This window comes from Pseudomonas sp. R2-60-08W, from assembly GCF_003852335.1.
In the GTDB taxonomy this organism is placed as follows: domain Bacteria; phylum Pseudomonadota; class Gammaproteobacteria; order Pseudomonadales; family Pseudomonadaceae; genus Aquipseudomonas.
In genome coordinates, this window is the sequence record NZ_CP027731.1 from 727735 (window position 1) to 744151 (window position 16417).

At 61.7% G+C, this 16417-nt stretch carries 14 protein-coding genes; 4 read left to right on the forward strand and 10 right to left on the reverse strand.

Annotated elements, in window-relative coordinates:
* Nucleotides 1-59 precede the first annotated feature (59 nt).
* From purH to C4J90_RS03165, 10 genes are all read right to left on the reverse strand, one after another.
* Entirely contained in the window at nucleotides 60-1667 is a 1608-nt protein-coding gene (gene purH / locus C4J90_RS03115; RefSeq protein WP_124419199.1) for a bifunctional phosphoribosylaminoimidazolecarboxamide formyltransferase/IMP cyclohydrolase, read from the reverse strand.
* A gap of 81 nt (nucleotides 1668-1748) precedes the next feature.
* Nucleotides 1749-2069 (reverse strand): DNA-binding transcriptional regulator Fis, encoded by a 321-nt coding sequence (gene fis / locus C4J90_RS03120; RefSeq protein ID WP_003221275.1) that lies wholly within the window; start codon nucleotides 2067-2069, stop codon nucleotides 1749-1751.
* A complete protein-coding gene (gene dusB, locus C4J90_RS03125) occupies nucleotides 2066-3079 on the reverse strand; it encodes a tRNA dihydrouridine synthase DusB (RefSeq protein WP_124413731.1) in 1014 nt (337 codons plus the stop codon). The genes fis and dusB overlap by 4 nt, the downstream gene beginning before the upstream one ends.
* Before the next feature lie 185 nt (nucleotides 3080-3264).
* Complete coding sequence (locus C4J90_RS03135) at nucleotides 3265-4485, reverse strand: DUF3426 domain-containing protein (RefSeq protein WP_124419200.1); 1221 nt, start codon at nucleotides 4483-4485, stop codon at nucleotides 3265-3267.
* A 30-nt stretch (nucleotides 4486-4515) separates the two neighbouring features.
* The gene (prmA, locus tag C4J90_RS03140) at nucleotides 4516-5394 is read right to left on the reverse strand and encodes a 50S ribosomal protein L11 methyltransferase (RefSeq protein WP_124419201.1); all 879 of its coding nucleotides are present in this window, start codon (nucleotides 5392-5394) and stop codon (nucleotides 4516-4518) included.
* A 281-nt stretch (nucleotides 5395-5675) separates the two neighbouring features.
* Complete coding sequence (gene accC / locus C4J90_RS03145) at nucleotides 5676-7037, reverse strand: acetyl-CoA carboxylase biotin carboxylase subunit (RefSeq protein WP_124361096.1); 1362 nt, start codon at nucleotides 7035-7037, stop codon at nucleotides 5676-5678.
* A gap of 17 nt (nucleotides 7038-7054) precedes the next feature.
* The gene (accB, locus tag C4J90_RS03150; RefSeq protein ID WP_012721998.1) at nucleotides 7055-7516 is read right to left on the reverse strand and encodes an acetyl-CoA carboxylase biotin carboxyl carrier protein; all 462 of its coding nucleotides are present in this window, start codon (nucleotides 7514-7516) and stop codon (nucleotides 7055-7057) included.
* A gap of 24 nt (nucleotides 7517-7540) precedes the next feature.
* The gene (aroQ, locus tag C4J90_RS03155) at nucleotides 7541-7996 is read right to left on the reverse strand and encodes a type II 3-dehydroquinate dehydratase (RefSeq protein WP_065951442.1); all 456 of its coding nucleotides are present in this window, start codon (nucleotides 7994-7996) and stop codon (nucleotides 7541-7543) included.
* Between the two features lie 295 nt (nucleotides 7997-8291).
* On the reverse strand, nucleotides 8292-10253 hold the full coding sequence (locus C4J90_RS03160) for a methyl-accepting chemotaxis protein (RefSeq protein ID WP_124419202.1): 1962 nt from the start codon (nucleotides 10251-10253) through the stop codon (nucleotides 8292-8294).
* A 53-nt stretch (nucleotides 10254-10306) separates the two neighbouring features.
* Complete coding sequence (locus C4J90_RS03165) at nucleotides 10307-11977, reverse strand: PleD family two-component system response regulator (protein WP_124361098.1); 1671 nt, start codon at nucleotides 11975-11977, stop codon at nucleotides 10307-10309.
* A gap of 297 nt (nucleotides 11978-12274) precedes the next feature.
* Here C4J90_RS03165 and C4J90_RS03170 point away from each other — a divergent pair, with 297 nt between their 5' ends.
* The 4 genes from C4J90_RS03170 to speA all read left to right on the forward strand — a co-directional run bounded on the left by C4J90_RS03170 (nucleotide 12275) and on the right by speA (nucleotide 16397).
* The gene (locus C4J90_RS03170) at nucleotides 12275-13342 is read left to right on the forward strand and encodes a DUF2333 family protein (RefSeq protein WP_124361099.1); all 1068 of its coding nucleotides are present in this window, start codon (nucleotides 12275-12277) and stop codon (nucleotides 13340-13342) included.
* A 2-nt stretch (nucleotides 13343-13344) separates the two neighbouring features.
* Nucleotides 13345-13881, forward strand: coding sequence for an NUDIX hydrolase (locus tag C4J90_RS03175; protein ID WP_124419203.1), 537 nt, complete (start codon nucleotides 13345-13347; stop codon nucleotides 13879-13881).
* A gap of 88 nt (nucleotides 13882-13969) precedes the next feature.
* Nucleotides 13970-14341: a translation initiation factor Sui1 gene (locus tag C4J90_RS03180; protein ID WP_124361101.1), complete on the forward strand. Its 372-nt coding sequence runs from the start codon at nucleotides 13970-13972 to the stop codon at nucleotides 14339-14341.
* A gap of 142 nt (nucleotides 14342-14483) precedes the next feature.
* Nucleotides 14484-16397 carry an arginine decarboxylase gene (gene speA / locus C4J90_RS03185; protein WP_124361102.1) on the forward strand — a complete coding sequence of 638 codons (1914 nt, stop codon included), beginning with the start codon at nucleotides 14484-14486 and terminating at the stop codon, nucleotides 16395-16397.
* Nucleotides 16398-16417: the final 20 nt, after the last annotated feature.

Sequence of the window (16417 nt, forward strand, 5' to 3'; positions counted from 1 at the left end):
CAAAGCGTGACGCAGAGCGCCACAAGAGGCATTCCCACGCGGAGCGTGGGAACGATCGATCAGTGGCGGAAGTGGCGCATGCCGGTGAAGACCATGGCGATGCCAGCTTCGTCGGCAGCAGCGATGACTTCAGCATCGCGCATCGAACCGCCCGGCTGGATCACGGCGGTCACGCCGGCTTTCGCGGCATTGTCCAGACCATCACGGAACGGGAAGAACGCATCGGAAGCCATAACCGAGCCGGCTACCTGCAAGCCGGCGTGTTCGGCCTTGATCGCAGCGATACGTGCTGAGTTCACGCGGCTCATCTGGCCGGCGCCGACACCGATGGTCTGGCGGTTCTTGGCGTAGACGATGGCGTTGGACTTAACGTACTTGGCGACTTTCCAGGCGAAGATCAGGTCGTTGATCTCCTGCTCGGTCGGCGCGCGTTTGGTCACGACCTTAAGGTCTTGGCTGCCGATCATGCCGATGTCGCGGCTCTGCACCAGCAAGCCGCCATTGACGCGCTTGTAGTCCCAGGCTGCGGCGCGTTCAGCCGACCATTCGCCGCAGGCCAGCAGGCGCACGTTGGCCTTGGCGGCGACGATGGCGCGGGCTTCTTCACTGACGGACGGGGCGATGATCACTTCGACGAACTGACGCTCGACGATGGCCTTGGCCGTCTCGGCATCCAGTTCACGGTTGAAGGCAATGATGCCGCCGAATGCCGATTCGGTGTCGGTGGCGTAGGCCAGTTCGTACGCCTGGCGGATCCCGCCTTCAGCGTCCGGGCTCACGGCCACGCCGCACGGGTTGGCGTGCTTGACGATCACGCAGGCCGGTTTGACGAAGCTTTTCACGCATTCCAGCGCGGCGTCGGTGTCGGCCACGTTGTTGTAGGACAGTTCTTTGCCTTGCAGCTGGGTGGCGGTGGCGATGCCCACTTCGGCCGGCTTGGCCTCAACGTAGAACGCCGCGCTCTGGTGCGGGTTCTCGCCGTAGCGCATTTCCTGGGCCTTGATGAACTGGCTGTTGAAGGTGCGTGGGAACTGGCTGCGGCCTTCGGTGCTCAGGACATCGGCGGCCTGGTTCACGGTGCCCATGTAGTTGGCGATCATGCCGTCGTAGGCGGCGGTGTGTTCGAACGCCTTGAGCATCAGGTCAAACCGCTGGGCGTAGGTCAGGCCACCGGCTTTGAGGCTGTCGAGCACTTGGGTGTAGTCGCTGGCGTTGACCACGATGGCCACGTCTTTGTGGTTCTTGGCGGCCGAGCGAACCATGGTCGGGCCGCCGATATCGATGTTTTCGATGGCGGTCGGCAGGTCGCAGCCTGGCTTGTTGATGGTAGCTTCGAACGGGTAGAGGTTAACCGCCACCAGGTCGATCGGCTTGATGCCGTGCTCGTTCATGATGGCGTCGTCGATACCGCGGCGGCCAAGGATGCCGCCGTGGATTTTCGGGTGCAGGGTCTTGACCCGACCGTCCATCATTTCCGCGAAACCGGTGTAGTCCGCGACTTCTACTGCGGCCACGCCGTTGTCCTGCAGCAGTTTGAAGGTCCCGCCCGTGGAGAGGATTTCCACGCCAAGGGCTTCCAGCTCCCGGGCGAATTCGAGGATCCCGGTCTTGTCGGAAACACTGATCAAGGCGCGGCGGATCGGCAGGCGGGTAGTCTGGTCGGTCATCTCAATTTCCATCAAAAGCAAAGGAGTCAGCAAAAAAGGCGACCGTTTTTACGCGGGCGCCTTTCTGGTTTGATTGAATGCTTACAGCAAATCGTATTGCTTGAGCTTTTTGCGCAACGTGCCCCGGTTGAGGCCCAGCAGCTCACTGGCTTTGGTCTGGTTGCCCTTGACGTAGTTCATCACGCTTTCGAGCAGGGGCGCCTCGACTTCGGAGAGCACCAGGTTGTACACGTCCGTGACGGAAGCGCCCTCGAGGTGGGCGAAATAATTGTGCAGCGCCTTCTCGACACTCCCGCGAAGGGTCTGGCCTTCTTCGCTCGGCGTGTTGAGGTGCTGTTTCAAATTGACGTTGTCGCTCACGGGTGCTGTTCCACTCACTAAAGTCTCGGTCATCATCGTCATGCGGCCACCCCTTCTCCATCCCCTGTTCCCAGGCTCTTGTCACGTTCGGCGAAGAACTCACGAACGGTGGCGACCTGTGCCTGCGTTTCATCCAAACGGTTGAACTGAGCGCGAAATTCCCTGGCGCCCGGCAAGGTGGCGAGGTACCAGCCGACATGCTTGCGAGCAATGCGTACGCCCATCACATCCCCATAGAAGGTGTGCAGGGCGGCCAGATGCTCTAGCAGAATACGTTCCACCTCGGTCAGTCCCGGTGCCGGCAATACGTCGCCGGTACGCAGGTAATGCTCGATCTCACGGAAAATCCATGGCCGCCCCTGGGCGGCCCGGCCGATCAACACGCCGTCGGCACCGGTTGCGTGCAGAACGCGCCGGGCTTTCTCGGCTGAATCGATATCGCCATTGGCAAACACCGGCATCGACACCGCCTGCTTGATTGCGGCGATGGTGTCGTACTCGGCTTCCCCGGTGTAAAGGTCGGCGCGGGTGCGGCCATGCACCGCCAGCGCTGCAATACCTGCCTGTTCGGCGATCTTCGCCACCGTCAGGCCATTCTTGTTGTCCCGGTCCCAGCCGGTGCGAATCTTCAGGGTCACCGGCACATCGACTGCGGCGACAACGGCCTGCAGGATCTCGGCAACCAACTGCTCATCTTTCAGCAGGGCGGAGCCTGCGGCCTTGTTGCAGACCTTCTTGGCCGGGCAGCCCATGTTGATATCGATGATCTGCGCGCCCAGCTCCACATTGGCCCGGGCCGCATCCGCCAGCATCTGCGCATCCCCCCCGGCGATCTGCACCGAGCGTGGCTCGGGATCACCTTCGTGGATCATGCGCATCCGCGACTTGCGGGTGTTCCACAAACTCATGTCGCTGGTGACCATTTCAGAGACTACTAGACCCGCGCCCAAACGTTTGCAGAGCTGACGAAAGGGCTGGTCCGTGACGCCCGCCATCGGGGCGAGGATCAAGCCGTTGTGCAATGTATATGGGCCGATGCGTACCGCCGACATAGGACTTCCCTGTTGTGGGGCCGGATCATTAGAGTTCGAAAAAGGGTTGGCATGATACCCGCTCTCGATGACTGGATAAAGGCTGAATTGGATAAAATCTGAACAGTTATTTTTTTATCGCCAGTGGTTTGGTTGACGTCGGCGCAGTCAATAAACCGCCGTCAAACCTCGGTGCTGGCGCAGCTTCACTCGGGCGAATGGAAGCTCAGGCTGTAGTTCACCGCTTTGCTGCCGGGGTCAAGGATGTCCAAGGAGATGTGGATCGGTGTCTGCGACGGCATTTCACTGACCCCGGCCAACTCGCCGCTGAGGTACTCGGCGGGCTTGAAGCGCCGACTGGCGATCAGGCCGCCGTTCAAGTCGGCAAAGCGCAGCTCCAGCTGCGGAAAGGGCTGGGAGAAGGTCGCGCGGTTGTAGATGATCGCATCCACCACCAGCGCCCCAGCGAACTCCGGATGGCTGCGCACCACCAGGTTGCTGCTCTTGATGTGGGCGATGTCGACCCGTGATGGCACAGTGCAGCCCAATTTCGGGCACAGTTGCTGGAACCACGGACGGTAGGCGTCCTGGCGGGCCAGTTCGTCGAATTGGTAGGCGATGTACTGGCCTGCCAGGCCTGCGGCGGCGAGCAGTACCAGCACGATCCAGGTCAGGCGGCGGCCCAGGCCTGACGGACGCTTCTGCGCATACAGGTGCAGCGGGTCGTCTTCCAGGTCCTGGAACACCTCGTCGACATTGGCCTCGGCACGCGCCCGCTTGCGCCGGGCGTGGGGGCGGTCGTCGGTGGCTTGCGCCGCTGGCGTCAGAGGCGTGAAGGGTGGATCGGGATCGTCGTCCGGATTCGAGCGCAGCGGCGGTTCGTCGTCGTCGAGATCGTCGCGGTGAAACGACAGGGACGGCTCGGTGCGCTCGCTCGGCTCCGGCTCCGGCTCGGCTTCGGCGGGCAGGGCGCGCTCTTGCGGCGGCTCGCTGAACAGGCTGGCGGCCCACTTTTCTTCCTCGGCCTTGACTGTATTGCGGCTGGCGCTGAGGGCATCTTCCTTGTGCCGACGCTCGGCACCGGGCTGGCGGCGGTCCGCGCCGACGGGCTGGGTGTGCTGAATTTCGCGGCGCTCGAGCTTGGCCAGTTCCTCGTCCAGGTCCAGGTTGTCCAGGTCCAGCTCTTGGGCTGTCCACTGTTTCTGGCTGATTGCGCGCGGCGGCTCAGACGTGGGTTCATCAGCGCCGAACTGTTCAGGTTGCGCTGCCGGCACCGAGGCTCGCTGCTCCAGCAACTGGCGCGCAGCGTTGAACACCTGCAGGCAGGAGCCGCAGCGCACCACGCCACGGGCCACGCTCAATTGAGCGTGGTTGACGCGAAAGCGTGCTTGGCAATGCGGGCACTGGGTGACGAAACTGTCGCTCATGCGGCCATCCGATTCAGACAAGCGCTCATTCTAGCGCCGACGACCGCTGATGCGTACCCAGCCGTCACGGTTGGCGATGGGGTCCAGCTCGAAATCCCTGGCGTAGGCGGCGGCGACCTCTTCACCTTGCTCGGCGAGAATGCCCGACAGTGCCAGGCGCCCGCCTGGCTTGACCAGGTTCGACAACTGCGGCGCCAGCGACACCAACGGCCCGGCGAGGATGTTGGCGACCAGCACATCGGCCTGTACCTGGGGCAGGTCCTCAGGCAGATAGAGTGGGAATTTGCCTTCAGGAATGTGGTTGCGCCCGGCGTTATCGCGGGAAGCTTCCAGGGCCTGCACGTCGATATCGGTGCCCACGGCCTGCTCGGCGCCCAGCAGCAGCGCGGCGATGGCCAGGATCCCCGAGCCGCAGCCGAAGTCGAGCACGTTGCAGTCGGTCAGGTCTTGGCCGTCCAGCCATTCCAGGCACAGCGCGGTGGTGGGGTGAGTGCCGGTGCCGAACGCCAGGCCGGGGTCCAGCAGCAGGTTGACCGCCTCCGGCTCGGGGGCGGCGTGCCAGCTGGGTACGATCCATAGGCGCTGGCCGAAACGCATGGGCTGGAAATTGTCCATCCAACTGCGTTCCCAATCCTGGTCTTCGATCACTTCGCTGTGATGCTCCGGCAGCGGGGCGCCGGTGAGCAACTCCAGATGGGCCAGTACGCTGGCGGCCTCGGTGCCGTCTTCGAACAGGGCCAGCAAGTGGGTGTGGGACCACAGCGGGGTGGTGTTGAGTTCCGGTTCGAAGATCGGCTGGTCTTCAGCGTCCATGAAGGTCACCGACACAGCGCCGACTTCGAGGAAAGCGTCTTCGTAGGTTTCGGCTTGTTCTGGGCTGATGGCGAGACGGACTTGCAGCCAAGGCATGGCGGGCACCTTTGAAAAAATGAGTGTGCAGCGGGATGGGGCTGCGAAAGCGCGCAAGTTTACGCGAGCGAACAGCAGAAGACGACATTACTGACGATCGTTCCCACGCTCGGCGTGGGAATGCTGCTCTGGACGCTCCGCGTCCGTGACGCGGAGCGTCACAAGATGCGTTCCCACGCCGAGCGTGGGAACGATCAGTCAAGCCCCCTCCCACAGGTGGTTGGTGTGTGGCTGCCAGAAACAACAAAGCCGCCCGAAGGCGGCTATGTTGGGTGGAGCACTTACTGGTTGGCCAGCTTGTGTTCCAGGTAGTGAATGTTCACACCACCTTCGCAGAAGCCTTCATCACGCACCAGGTCCCGATGCAGCGGGATGTTGGTCTTGATGCCGTCGACCACGATTTCGTCCAGGGCGTTGCGCATGCGGGCCATGGCCTCATCGCGAGTCGCGCCCCAGGTGATCAGCTTGCCGATCAGCGAGTCGTAGTTGGACGGAACCTTGTAGCCGCTGTACAGGTGCGAATCCACACGTACGCCGTTGCCGCCGGGCGCGTGGAAATGCTTGACCAGGCCTGGGCTCGGCATAAAGGTTTGCGGGTCTTCGGCGTTGATCCGGCACTCCAGGGAGTGGCCGTGGATCTTCACGTCTTCCTGGGTGAAGGACAGCACGTTGCCGGCGGCGATGCTGAGCATCTCCTTGACGATATCGATACCGGTGACCATCTCCGACACCGGGTGCTCTACCTGCACGCGAGTGTTCATCTCGATGAAGTAGAAACGGCCGTTCTCGTAGAGGAACTCGAAAGTACCGGCGCCACGGTAGTTGATGTCGATGCACGCCTTGACGCAGCGCGCCAGGACTTCCTGGCGGGCTTTCTCGTCCAGGCCGGGTGCCGGGGCTTCTTCCAATACCTTCTGGTGACGACGCTGCAGCGAGCAATCGCGGTCGCCCAGGTGGATCGCATGGCCCTGGCCGTCGGACAGTACCTGCACTTCCACGTGACGTGGGTTGGTCAGGTACTTCTCCAGGTAGACCATCGGGTTGCCGAACCAGGCAGCCGCTTCGGAGCGGGTCTGCTTGGCGGCTTCGATCAGTTCTTCTTCCTTGTGCACCACGCGCATGCCGCGACCACCACCGCCACCGGCGGCCTTGATGATCACCGGGTAGCCGACTTCACGACCGATGCGCAGAGCGGTTTCCTCGTCTTCCGGCAGCGGGCCGTCGGAGCCGGGAACGGTAGGCACGCCGGCCGCGATCATGGCGTCCTTGGCCGAGACCTTGTCGCCCATCAGGCGAATGGTTTCGGCTTTCGGGCCGATGAAGGCAAACCCGGATTTTTCCACCTGTTCGGCGAAATCGGCGTTTTCCGCGAGGAAGCCGTAGCCTGGGTGAATGCCATCGGCGCCGGTCACTTCGGCGGCAGCGATGATGTTCGAGACTTTCAGGTACGAGTTGGTCGCCAGGGGCGGGCCGATGCAGATGCTCTCGTCCGCCAGTTTCACGTGCATCAATTCGGTATCGGCCGTCGAGTAAACAGCGACGGTCTTGATGCCCTCTTCCTTACAGGCGCGCAGGATACGCAGCGCGATCTCGCCGCGGTTGGCGATCAGGACTTTTTGCAGTTTCTTCGCAGGTTTCAACATCGAAGGCGCTCCGCGGTTCAAACGATGGTGAACAGCGGCTGGTCGTACTCAACCGGCTGACCGTTTTCTACCAGGATGGATTCGATGACGCCGGCTTTTTCAGCCGTGATGTGGTTCATCATCTTCATCGCTTCAACGATGCAGATGGTGTCGCCCACTTTCACGGTCTTGCCCACTTCAACGAAGGCTGGCGAGGTCGGTGCCGGGGTGCGGTAGAAAGTACCGACCATTGGCGACTTGACCACGAAACCGTTCAGCGCAGGGGCTGCTGGCGCCGCAGGCGCGGCGGCGGCTGGAGCGGCTGCAGGTGCGGCAGCGGCCGGAGCCGGCGCTTGCATCTGTGGCGCGTAGAACTGTTGAGCCGGGGTCTTGCTGTGACGGCTGATCCGTACGGACTCTTCGCCTTCCTTGATTTCCAGCTCGTCGATACCGGATTCTTCCAGCAGTTCGATCAGTTTCTTAACTTTACGGATATCCATGAATCATCAACTCCCAAGGGTCGGTCAGGGGCGTTTAGCCTGTTCTTCAACGTGTTCCAGGGCGGCCTCCAGGGCCAGTCGGTAACCGCTGGCGCCAAGGCCGCAGATCACTCCTACCGCTACATCGGAGAAGTAAGAGTGATGGCGGAAAGCTTCGCGTTTGTGCACGTTCGATAAATGCACTTCGATGAATGGGATGCTCACCGCCAGCAGCGCGTCACGTAATGCAACGCTTGTGTGCGTAAAAGCGGCGGGATTGATCAGAATGAAATCCACGCCTTCGCCACGCGCGGCATGGATGCGATCAATCAATTCATACTCGGCATTGCTTTGCAGGTAGAGCAAATGGTGGCCGGCGACACGGGCCCGCTGTTCCAGATCGAGGTTGATCTGATCCAGGGTCACTGCCCCGTAGACGCCCGGTTCACGGGTGCCGAGCAGGTTCAGGTTGGGTCCGTGAAGAACCAGTAAGGTCGCCATCGGCTGTTCCTTGTTATTGGTGGGGTACGGCAGAACCCGGCGACTATGCCGCAAAGCCTTTGTGACTGTCCAGTTCTATGCAGTAGCCAGCACGATTAGCGAGGATTGCGCGAAATTTGTGACTGAGGCTCAGGATCTGGTCATTGGCAACACTGTTATGAATTCAATGGGGATCCACTGTGGGAGGGGGCTTGCTCCCGATCGCGGTGTGTCAGTTATAAATGCTTCGACTGACCCACCGCGATCGGGAGCAAGCCCCCTCCCACATTTGATCTTCATAGGGCGCGGGATCGGGTCAGACCCGGAATGCCTGCACAGCCGTATTGAGCTGCCCACCCAGCACCAGCAGATGCTCGCCCTGGCTGCGTCCCTGGCCGATACGCCGCAGGTTGTCTTCACCCAGTTGGTGAATTCTTTCGCTGTTGTCGCGAATCTCACTCACGGCCCCGCTTTGCTGTGCTGTCACGTCAGCGATGCGTACGGCGGTCGCGGAGATGGTCTGGATCGCCCCGACGATTTCGTCCAGTGCGCCATCGGCGGCCTGGGCTTGCTCGGCGGTGGCTTCGGCGTGTTCGACCTGGGCACGCATGCCTTGTACCGATTGGTGGGCGGCGGTTTGCAGGCCGGCGATCAAGCCCTGGATTTCGGCGGTGGCGCCGGCGGTACGCTGGGCCAGGGAGCGCACTTCATCGGCGACCACCGCAAAACCGCGTCCGGCCTCACCGGCGCGGGCCGCTTCGATCGCGGCGTTGAGCGCCAGCAGGTTGGTCTGGTCGGCGATCGAGCGGATCACCGTGAGTACGCCGCCGATGGTCGCGGACTCTGCGGCGAGTTTCTCGATCATCTGCGCATTTTGCTGCACTTCACCCACCAGGGCATGCAACCCGGCCAGGCTCAAGCCGATTACCCGCTGACCTTGTTCCACGGCGACACCGGCACTGCGACTCGCGCCTGCAGCCTGGCTGGCATCACCCGCCACTTGCTGGATGGTCGCCTCCAGTTCGCCCAGGGAGTCACGAATCTGCGCGGTGTCCCCGGCCTGGCGTTCGGCGCCGTCGTGCAAACCGCTGCTCAGTTCGGCCAGGGTGCGGCTGCTGCCGGCGACTTCTTCGGCATTGCCGCGGATCGTGCCGACGAGGTCCACCAGATAAGCGCGCAGGCGATTCAGCGAGGCTTCGATGTCGCGCAGTTCGCGGTTGGTCCTGCCCAAGGCGATCGGCTGGCTGAAGTTGCCTTCGGCCCAGGTGGACAGCGCCGGGGCGAGGTGGGTCAGCACCCGCGCCAGGCGGCGTTGCAGGGTATCGATCAACAGTGCGATCAGCAGGATCAGGCCAATCATCAGCCCCTGCATCAGGCGCACTTCGCCCTGGATGTTGGCGTGCTGCGCGCGCACCACCGGCTCCAGGCCGGCGATGGCTTGTCGCACGCGGGTGATCTTGATGTGTGTGGCGGCGGCGAGGTCGGTGCGTTGCTGGATCTGTTCGCGGGTGCGCTTGAGTTCGGCGGGGTAGCGAGTCAACAGGCTGTTGAGTTCACGCTTGAGGTCGACGCCGGTGTCCTGGGCTTCGGTTTTTTCAGCGTTTTCCAGGCCCATCAACGCGGAAAAATCGTCGCTGCTGGAGTCGGCGCTGGCCTTCACCCCCAGCAAAGGCAGCTGGGCCAACAGGTCGGCCTGGGTACGAATGTTGGCGATTTCACGCTCGACATCATCGGCCAATTCGGCGCGACCGCTGCTCACCAGTTTGTCCCGGGCCAGGGACAGCTTGCCCAGGTGTTGCGAGGCGGCCAGCAGTGGCGGCAGATAGCGCGCCGCGTCCGGGGCATTGACGGCGCTGGCGTACTGGCTCAGTTGCTCCAGGTTCGCCCCCAGCTCGCGTTCGGCCTGCAATAACAGCGCTTGCGGGTCGCCGGCCAGTTTGCCGGCGGCGAGCAGGTCGGTTTTGCTGAAGGTGTCTAGCTCCGTGAGGCTGGGTCGCAGGTTCTGCGCCAACTCGGGCGGCAATGAATCGAGCTGCTGCAGCAGGCTTTCCAGGCTCTGGCCGGCGCTGCTCAAGCGCAGGGCATCGCCGCTGGCCAGGTAGTCGTCGATATTGCGTGCGACCTGGTTCTCGAAGGCCTGGGACAGCCCCAGATAGCGCTCCATCAACAGGTACGGGCGCTCCAGTGCTCGTTGCGACCACCACAGCGTCGCCCCAAGTGCCAGGCACACGGCCACCAACAAAAGGGTATTGAGATTGGTCAGCAGCTTCAGGCGCATGCGTGGTTTCAACCGACAGCAAAAGATAAGTGCCTGAAGTTATTGCGTTTACATTACAAAGTTATGACCGAATCAGTGGATTCCGGTGAAAAGATGGCACTTTGCTTTGATGTGCGAGCGGCTTGCACGCGGTTACGTCCGGCATGCTTGGCGCGGTACAGCGCCTCATCGGCCTGGGCGGCCATCGTCAGGCTGTCGGAACCGTCGCACAGCTCCACCAGCCCGGCGCTGAAGGTGCACCATAAATCCTGGGGTTGGGCCGGGTAGTGGATTTCCGCAAAACGCCCACGAATTTCGTCTAGCACTTTGCAGGCCGATTCGAGGTCGGTGTCGGGCATCACGATGGCGAATTCCTCACCGCCATAGCGGCCGATATAGTCGCTCTTGCGCAAACGCTGCTTGAGAAACAACGCCAGGCTTTTGATCACGCGGTCGCCCATGGGGTGACCGTGGCTGTCATTGACCCGCTTGAAGTGGTCAATATCGAGCATGGCAAAGCTCAGCGGCTTGTTCTCGCGGCGGGCGCGGAAGCTGCAGTCTTCGAGCAGTTGCAGGATATGCGTGTGGTTGTACAGCCCGGTCAGGCTGTCGCGCACCATCCGCGCTTTCAAATTGCGCGCACGCGCCGCACGGTTGCGCACGGTGGTGATCAGGTGGCGCGGCTTGATCGGCTTGGTCAGGAAGTCGTCACCGCCTTCGCTCATCGCATCCAGCTGTTTGTCCAGGTCGTCTTCGGCCGACAGGTAGATGATCGGTACGCTGACATAACGGTCGTTGTGACGAATCACCTTGGCCAACTCGGTGCCGGTGCAGGCGGGCATGTACATGTCGAGGATGATCAGGTCGGGCTGGAAGTCGGCCAGTTCGGCCATGGCCCGGATCGGCTCGATCAACGTGCGGGTGACGATGCCGGCGCTGTTGAGCAGACGCTCGGTGTGCAACGCCTGGGCGCGGGAGTCGTCAATGATCAGCACTTTATACGGCTCATATTGAGCCACGCAGGTCAGCACTTCGATCTTTTCCAGCAGGCTCGAGGCCTCCAGCGTGCCGGTCAGGAATTCTTCACCGCCGGCGCGCACGGCGGCCAGGCGGGTCGGGGTGTCGGTTTCATGCAGGCTGAAAAACAGCAGCGGCAGCTTTTGCTCCAGGCCTTCCTGGGCTTCGGCAGCCAGTTTCAGGCCTAGGCCGGTGCCGCAGAAATCCACGTCCATTACGATGGCCGACGGCAGGCGCTCGGCCATGGCGGCGCGAAAGGCTGCGACGCTGTCCAGGGACTGGGCGCTCATGCCAAAGAATTCCAACTGCTTGGCCAGGCGCTCGGCGCGGTTGTGGTCGGCCAGCATCACGTAGATCGGCTTGCGCATCGGCGGCAGCAGGGTTTGTTCCAGCTGATCGCCCTGGCGCAGCCCGGTGCGCGACAAGCGCTGCATCAAGCGATTGAGCTCGGTGATCAATTGGCTGCTCAGGCGCCCGCGGTTTTCATCCACCGCTTTGAGGGACTCGCCAATGTGCTGGGCCAGTTGGCGGTGTTCGGGCTGTTCGAAACGCTCGGCAAAGCGCTGCAGGCGCAGATTGGCTTCATTGAGCTCGGAGAAATCCGCGTTGGACCATTCGCTACGCTGCAGGCGCTGCCAGATCTCAAGAATTTGACGTGCCTGATGAATTACCCGCTGGGCAAAGTGCTGCTTGAGACGCTCGCGGCTGGGGTCTTCTGACTCGGTCATATCCTGACTACTGTGCGGGTGCATGCTGAGGTCGACTGATGGCTCTATGCTAGCATCTCTTTTCTGCTGCATGAGTGTCATACGTCAATTAAGTACGTGTCTGCGGTATTCATTTTTTGACCTCGTGGTCGCGCTGTGTAAAAAGCGTGCATCCTTTATAGTCCAACCTTCGGTATGCGCCAATTTGGTTTAAAAGCCCGCACCGATGGGCACGATGGGGTAGGGTTGTGGTCGGAATGTTTGACCGCACCCGGACAATTGATGTGCATGAACTCAAGTGATTGAAAGGATATCGCCATGCTGGACTGGAAAAACCGCGAAGGCAGTGCCAAAGGCCCCGCCCCTGAGCCCAAGTCGGCCAACCGCAGCTACGTTCGCAACCTGCTGATGAGCCGCGCCTTGCTCAGCGTGATCTGCTTGTACTTGCTGGTCACCGGTGGCCTGGGTTGGTATTGGAGTCAGGAACCCGCGTTGTTCCCGGTCCAGCAAAACGCCCAGCTGGCCGCCGAGAAGGAAGGCAAGCAGATGGTGATCGGCTACACCACCGTCGAAACCCTGAAAACCGTGGTCGGCACTTTGCTGAACAAACCCGGTGGCTACATTTCCAACGACCGTTTCCCGCCAGGCCTGTGGATGGACAACATGCCCAGCTGGGAGTACGGCGTGCTGGTGCAGGTGCGTGACCTGACCCGTGCCCTGCGCAAAGACTTCGCCCGTTCCCAGTCGCAGTCGGCAGAAGACGCTGACCTGGCCAAGGCCGAGCCGCGTTTCAACTTCGACAACAAGAGCTGGGTGCTGCCGTCCAGCGAGTCGGAATACCAGGAAGGCATCAACTCCCTGAACCGCTACGAAGCACGCCTGTCCGACCCGAACCAGAAGGGCGCGCTGTTCTATTCCCGCGCCGACAACCTGAACAACTGGCTGGGCGATGTTGCCACCCGCCTGGGTTCGCTGTCGCAGCGCCTGTCGGCCAGCGTGGGCCGGGTCAAGCTGAACACCGCGCTGAAAACTGAAGCGCTGGCGCCGGGTGAAGTACCGCAGGTCGATGAGGAAGTGGTGGAAACCCCCTGGATGCAGATCGACAACGTGTTCTACGAGGCCCGTGGCCAGGCGTGGGCACTGTCCCACCTGCTGCGCGCCATCGAAGTCGATTTCGCCGACGTGCTGGCCAAGAAAAACGCCACCGTCAGCGTGCGCCAGATCATTCGTGAGCTGGAGGCCTCGCAGGAACCGGTTTGGAGCCCGATGATTCTCAATGGCAGTGGTTTCGGGGTACTGGCGAACCATTCGCTGGTAATGGCCAACTACATTTCCCGGGCCAACGCTGCGGTGATCGATTTGCGTCAGCTTCTCAACCAGGGTTGATGATGGACGCTACTCAAAGGGAGGCTGCCCACCGGGTGGCCTCCGATGCTGAACTGATCTGCTGGGTCGACGAGCAGGACAACCTGCTCGGCCACCTGGTCAGGTCCGACCTTCGCCGGCGCGGCTTGATCGGCCGTTGCACCTTCATATTCCTGTTCAATACCAAGGGTGAGTTGTGCGTGCATCGGCGCACCCTGAGCAAAGCACTGTACCCGGGGTTCTGGGACACGGCTGCGGGCGGGATGGTCGCGGCAGGGGAAACCTATGCCGATTCGGCGGCCCGTGAGCTTGCAGAAGAACTCGGCGTCAGCGGCGTGGAATTGACCGAACATGACCATTTCTATTTCGAAGACGGCGACAGCAGGCTTTGGTGCACCTCCTACTCTGCGGTATGGGACGGGCCACTGTGCCTGCAGCCCGAAGAAGTCATGGAAGCGCGCTTCCTGCCGATTGAAACGGTGTTGAGCGAGGCGAAACACAAGCCTTACTGCCCGGACGCTCAAGAGGGCCTGCGGCGCTATCTGGCGTTGCGTCGCTAAAGTTGCATGAAATGGCGCCATTTGGCCCTTAGCAACTTGGCTTTTTGCCGTTACACTGCGCCACTTTTCATCCCCTAGAGGATTGCCGGTGGCCAAGAAAGCCGCATCCTTCGCCGCCCTGGGTGGCCTGGTATTTTCCACCGACGCAGGTCGACACTGCCCGGACTGTCGTCAGCCCGTGGATTCGTGCACCTGCAAAAACACCCTGATTCCCGAAGGCGACGGCATTGCCCGCGTACGCCGCGAGAGCAAAGGCCGTGGCGGCAAGACGGTGACCACCATCACCGGCGTGCCGCTGGCCGAAGACGCGCTCAAGGAGCTTGCCACCGCGCTGAAAAAGCGCTGCGGCACGGGTGGCGCGTTGAAAGACGGGGTCATCGAAATCCAGGGCGATCACGTCGAACTGCTGTTGGCCGAGTTGATCAAGCTCGGTTACAAGGCCAAGAAGTCCGGCGGCTGAAAGCCTCTTCCCAACCTGTGTCTAAACTCTGTCCTGCAAGCGAGGTCTACCTCCCTCACAGGCAAATCGTCATTTTCATTCTTTAGACTGCGCCAGCCTCCGCTTGAGGTGGCGCCTTCGCCTTCATTTATAGGGGACTTCGATGTCCGTACGACGCACACGCAAAGACGATGGCAGCCAATGGACAGTTGCGGACAGCCGCAGCGTTTATGGGATTCGCCATTGGGGGGCCGGTTATTTCGCGATCAATGAAGCCGGTCGCGTAGAAGTCCGTCCGAACGGTCCGAACAGCACGCCCGTCGATCTGTACGAGCAAGTAGATGCGCTGCGCAAAAGCGGCCTGTCGTTGCCGCTGCTGGTGCGCTTCCCCGATATCCTGCAAGACCGTGTCCGCCAGCTCACCGGTGCCTTCGATTCAAACATCGAGCGCCTGGAATACCAGAGCCAATACACCGCGCTGTACCCGATCAAGGTGAACCAGCAGGAAGCGGTGATCGAGAACATCATCGCCACCCAGAACGTCTCCATCGGCCTGGAAGCCGGCTCCAAGCCTGAGCTGCTGGCCGTATTGGCCCTGGCGCCGAAGGGCGGCACCATCGTCTGCAACGGTTACAAGGACCGTGAGTTCATCCGCCTGGCGCTGATGGGCCAGAAGCTCGGCCACAACGTGTTTATCGTGATCGAGAAAGAATCCGAAGTGGGGCTGGTGATCGAAGAGGCTGCCAGCCTCAAGGTCAAGCCCCAGGTCGGCTTGCGTGTGCGCCTGTCGTCGCTGGCCTCGAGCAAGTGGGCTGATACCGGCGGTGAAAAGTCCAAGTTCGGGTTGTCGGCGGCGCAACTGCTGTCGGTGGTCGAGCGTTTCCGCGCGGCGGGCCTCGACCAGGGCATCCGCCTGCTGCACTTCCACATGGGCTCGCAGATCGCCAACCTGGCCGACTACCAGCACGGGTTCAAGGAAGCCATTCGTTACTACGGCGAGTTGCGCAACCTCGGCCTGCCGGTGGACCACATCGACGTCGGCGGCGGACTGGGCGTGGACTACGACGGTACCCACTCGCGTAACGCCAGCTCGATCAACTACGACATGGACGACTACGCCGGCGTGGTGGTGGGCATGCTCAAGGAATTCTGCGACGCGCAGAGCCTGCCGCACCCGCACATCTTCTCCGAAAGCGGCCGTTCCCTGACCGCCCACCACGCCATGCTGGTGGTGCAGGTGACCGACGTCGAGAAACACAACGACGAAATCCCGACCATCGAAAACAAGGAAAGCCTGCCCGAAACCGTGCAATGGCTGGTGGACCTGCTCGGCCCGACCGATATCGAGATGGTCACCGAAACCTACTGGCGCGCCACCCACTACATGAGCGACGTGGCTACCCAGTATGCCGACGGCAAACTGACCCTGGCCGAGAAAGCCCTGGCCGAACAGTGCTACTTCGCCGTGTGCCGCCGCTTGCACAACTCGCTCAAGGCGCGCCAGCGCTCGCATCGCCAGGTGCTGGACGAACTCAACGACAAGTTGGCCGACAAGTACATCTGCAACTTCTCGGTGTTCCAGAGCCTGCCGGATACCTGGGCCATTGGCCAGGTACTGCCGATCCTGCCGCTGCATCGCCTCGACGAAGAGCCGCTGCGCCGCGCCGTGCTGCAAGACCTGACCTGCGACTCCGACGGCAAGATCAAGCAGTACGTCGACGAGCAGAGCATCGAGACCAGCCTGCCGGTACATGCCCTGAACGAGGGCGAAGACTACCTGCTGGGTATTTTCCTGGTGGGGGCTTACCAGGAAATCCTTGGTGACATGCACAACCTGTTCGGCGACACCGACTCGGTGAACATCTACCAGCGTGAAGACGGTTCGGTGTACAGCGCCGGTATCGAGACCCACGACACCATCGAAGACATGCTGCGCTATGTGCACTTGTCGCCGGAAGAGTTGATGACGCATTACCGTGACAAGTGCGCGAGCGCGAAGATCTCCGCGTCGGAGCGCACCCAGTTCCTGGATGCGCTGCGCCTGGGCCTGACGCGGTCGTCGTACCTGTCCTCGTAATAGCAGCTGATATAGCTCTA